Origin of the sequence: Methanocalculus sp. (assembly GCF_030651615.1) — an archaeon.
Classification (GTDB): Archaea; Halobacteriota; Methanomicrobia; order Methanomicrobiales; family Methanocorpusculaceae; genus Methanocalculus.
The window spans coordinates 1-2943 of sequence record NZ_JAUSCG010000209.1 but is presented as its reverse complement, the minus strand read 5'-3'; the positions used below and the strand labels follow the sequence as shown (position 1 = coordinate 2943).

Annotated in this window: 5 protein-coding genes; 2 read left to right on the top strand and 3 right to left on the bottom strand. The window is 50.2% G+C overall.

Going from position 1 to position 2943, the window contains the following annotated elements:
• The first annotated feature begins 316 nt into the window (after nt 1-316).
• On the top strand, nt 317-787 hold the full coding sequence (locus Q7V06_RS08950; protein ID WP_304840730.1) for an isoprenylcysteine carboxylmethyltransferase family protein: 471 nt from the start codon (nt 317-319) through the stop codon (nt 785-787).
• A gap of 116 nt (nt 788-903) precedes the next feature.
• Nucleotides 904-1299: a PaaI family thioesterase gene (locus tag Q7V06_RS08945; protein WP_304840728.1), complete on the top strand. Its 396-nt coding sequence runs from the start codon at nt 904-906 to the stop codon at nt 1297-1299.
• A 17-nt stretch (nt 1300-1316) separates the two neighbouring features.
• Here the strand turns inward: Q7V06_RS08945 and Q7V06_RS08940 are convergent, their stop codons facing one another.
• Genes Q7V06_RS08940 through Q7V06_RS08930 form a run of 3 tightly spaced genes read right to left on the bottom strand, consistent with a single transcriptional unit; the run spans nt 1317 to nt 2869 of the window.
• Nucleotides 1317-1763: a CGGC domain-containing protein gene (locus tag Q7V06_RS08940; protein ID WP_304840726.1), complete on the bottom strand. Its 447-nt coding sequence runs from the start codon at nt 1761-1763 to the stop codon at nt 1317-1319.
• Nucleotides 1764-1776: 13 nt separating this feature from the next.
• Nucleotides 1777-1932, bottom strand: coding sequence for a hypothetical protein (locus Q7V06_RS08935; RefSeq protein WP_304840724.1), 156 nt, complete (start codon nt 1930-1932; stop codon nt 1777-1779).
• 55 nt (nt 1933-1987) lie between these two features.
• The gene (locus tag Q7V06_RS08930) at nt 1988-2869 is read right to left on the bottom strand and encodes a DUF6159 family protein (protein ID WP_304840722.1); all 882 of its coding nucleotides are present in this window, start codon (nt 2867-2869) and stop codon (nt 1988-1990) included.
• Nucleotides 2870-2943: the final 74 nt, after the last annotated feature.

The window sequence follows — 2943 nt, the reverse complement described above, 5'->3', positions numbered from 1 at the left end:
GAACAAATGATGTTCTGACTCCTGAAGCAGTCTCAATCAGGATTGCAGGCGAGATCGATGGATCGTGGCTTCTCCGGTTCAAGGGCATCCCCCATGCCGGGTTCCATTATGCACCTGTTGAATATGGAGAGAGTGTGCTCTTCTTCCTGGGATTGGGTGAATCCCCTGAGATGTAATTTTTTTTATTCGGTCATCATCCCCTTCCCTCTTCTCCCTCTGACCATCTCTTCCTGTATCCCGTGGACTCCATGGCAGGGAATACCCACGGCCGTGACCATGAGAAAACGATAATCATCCGGCAGGGTAATACCTGAATATGGCTGTGGGACTCCGGGAGAAAGCGCGATCGTTTGCTGACGGACAGGGCTATTTCCTCATTCTGCTCATCCTGTCAATTTTGTCTCATTTTATCTTCCCGGTCAGGGTTCTTCTTCACGCACCCTTCATAGTGGTTGGGATACTTATCATCGGATTCGGTCTGCTGCTGGCCTTCCGGAGCCGTGCCCTGTTCCTGCGGAACAGAACAACGTTATCCCCCTACGAGTCCCCGGCTGTCCTGATTACCACAGGTCCATTTCGCATAAGCCAAAATCCGATCTATCTGGCCATGGCAGCAATACTCACCGGGAACGCTGTGGTGATGGGGACCCTTGTCCCTTTCGTATGCACGGCCCTTTTTATTGTAATTATTGAACTGCTCTTCATTCCTGAGGAAGAACAGAGGCTGGAGGAGATATTTGGCGAGGAGTACAGAGAGTATAAACGGCATGTTCGCCGTTGGATATGAGATCACCAGACAAGGGACACCCCTCAATCACGTTTCAAAGATACGGATCTGATCATAGTCCTGCGACAATTGTATCCAATCCATATCTTTTTCCTCCCAAAATTCACACTTCCCTTATGCCATTCATCAATGATGCAGAACGCTTCTTCACCGCTGATGCGTATGCCCGTGAGAATGGAATTGAACTCATCGAAGTCTCAAACGGGCGGGCTGTCGTCTCCATGGAGATCCGTGACCGGCACAGAAACAGCCATGGCACCGTCCACGGCGGCGCCATCTTTACGCTTGCAGACTGCGCATTTGCTCTCGCCTCCAATTCACACGGCATACCGGCAGCGGCAATCAACGCCTCTATCTCATACCTGACTGCTGCAAGAAATGGCAGACTCACCGCAGTTGCAGAAGAATTTGCGAAAAACCAAAAGCTCGGATCCTATACTGTTATCATCACCGATGATCAGGAGAACAGGATCGCCATCTTCCAGGGTATGGTGTACCGGAAACAGCCGTGAGGGTGAGGGAAGAGAGCCTAATCGTAGGCCTTTCTCATCTCCTCGTCCGAGAGCGCCGGTGCGATAAGCTCCTGCCAGAGCTTTGAGTCCCAGGTCTTCAACGCGGTATGGGTTGTGAGATAATTCTCAGGAATCGGGTGCGTACCGACAACCACATCCATTTTATACTTCTCATGGATGAATTCGGTGAAGTACCTGATCCGGGGGCAGGGCGGATAGCCGACAAGCATACCGGTGGCGAGATGGATGACCGAAACACCATTCTTCTTCATCTCCAGAGGAGCATACTCGACATTTCCACCAGGGCACCCTCCACAGGTCGCATATCCGGCAATCTCCACATCCCGCCCCCTGTACACAGAGAACGCCCCCTCACGGTTATGGAGCGATCTCAGGCATTTTCCCCCGGCACACCCCCGGTAACGGTCGCAGATAATAATCCCGATTTTTATGGGTTCAGTCATAGTACTCTAATAATCACCCGCACCAGTCAATAGACTGACGGTATACCATAATTCGACACGCACTGATGATCTCTTCCAGACACTCTGAGATCTCAACAAGAACAGAACAATCGGCACCCAGAGAGAAGTCAACGAGAAAACTTTTCTTCTCTCTCCTCCTCTCATGCATAAGACCCGAAGATCCCCATGATAGCATCAATTACTCAAAAATATGAAGATGCAGATCAGATATTCCCCCCGGTAAACCGAACGGATCCAGCAACTCCACTCTTTTCAACAAAGGCACCCTCAATGAACTCCTTGTCAACAAGCGAAGAGATCTCCCCGGTCTTTGCATAATGGTACAGTAATGCAACGAGGATACCCTGGAGTGCCGACACTATCACTGCAGAGAGTGCAAAGAGGATGACCGATAGTGCGATCATCAGAAGGAAGACCTCAAAAGGCCCCACAATCACCATGAAAAATGAAGCAGCAAAGAGAAGAAATGCCGGGATAAAAACGACCACAAATGAGAGTCCGGCGATCACCGTCTCACCCCAGGTCTTCCTGAACAGAACCCATGACTCCTTAATTGCAGAGACAGCACCCGCATCCTCGAAGATCATCACCGGAATCACAAAGAATGTGGCAAGATTCCAGGCAGCACCAGCGATCCCAACCAGAATCTGGGTGATCATACGCCCAAGCGGATTATCAGACTCACTCAGCATACTTAAGATCAGACCGACGGTTGCGGTGATGACAGCCCAGGTGAATATCGATCCGATCTTTGAGACTGCTACATTAATTCCATCCATAAATGCCGGATTACGACCCTTTATCACCTCAGTTGCATTGAAGACGATCCCTGCTTTGAAGAACGAGGAGATACAGGCGGTGACGAGGAAGATGACAAAGAGGATCAAGACGGAGACGGCATATCCGGCAAGCCCCATATCATCAGGGTTAATCCCGCTTACCAGGAAGAGGAAGAGTACTGGGATGAAGAGAAGCCCAAGAATGAGCAGGATCACAATTCCGGAGATGATGGGGTAGAGGATCAGGCTCTTCTCCTTTGAGAGGATGGCAAATGTCTCGGTGAAGAGGCGCCATCCACGTTTCATCCGATCAAACATACTCTAGTGTCACGTCAAACTTCAAAAGTCGGGTAAAGGCGAGATAGCTTCACTCGTGCATC

What these genes read in the sequence shown, in the direction of transcription:
- Q7V06_RS08950 (WP_304840730.1), top strand. Translation starts at nt 317, where the DNA reads ATGGCTGTGGGACTCCGGGAGAAAGCGCGATCGTTTGCTGACGGACAG.
- Q7V06_RS08945 (WP_304840728.1), top strand. Translation starts at nt 904, where the DNA reads ATGCCATTCATCAATGATGCAGAACGCTTCTTCACCGCTGATGCGTAT.
- Q7V06_RS08940 (WP_304840726.1), bottom strand. Translation starts at nt 1,763, where the DNA reads ATGACTGAACCCATAAAAATCGGGATTATTATCTGCGACCGTTACCGG.
- Q7V06_RS08935 (WP_304840724.1), bottom strand. Translation starts at nt 1,932, where the DNA reads ATGCATGAGAGGAGGAGAGAGAAGAAAAGTTTTCTCGTTGACTTCTCT.
- Q7V06_RS08930 (WP_304840722.1), bottom strand. Translation starts at nt 2,869, where the DNA reads ATGAAACGTGGATGGCGCCTCTTCACCGAGACATTTGCCATCCTCTCA.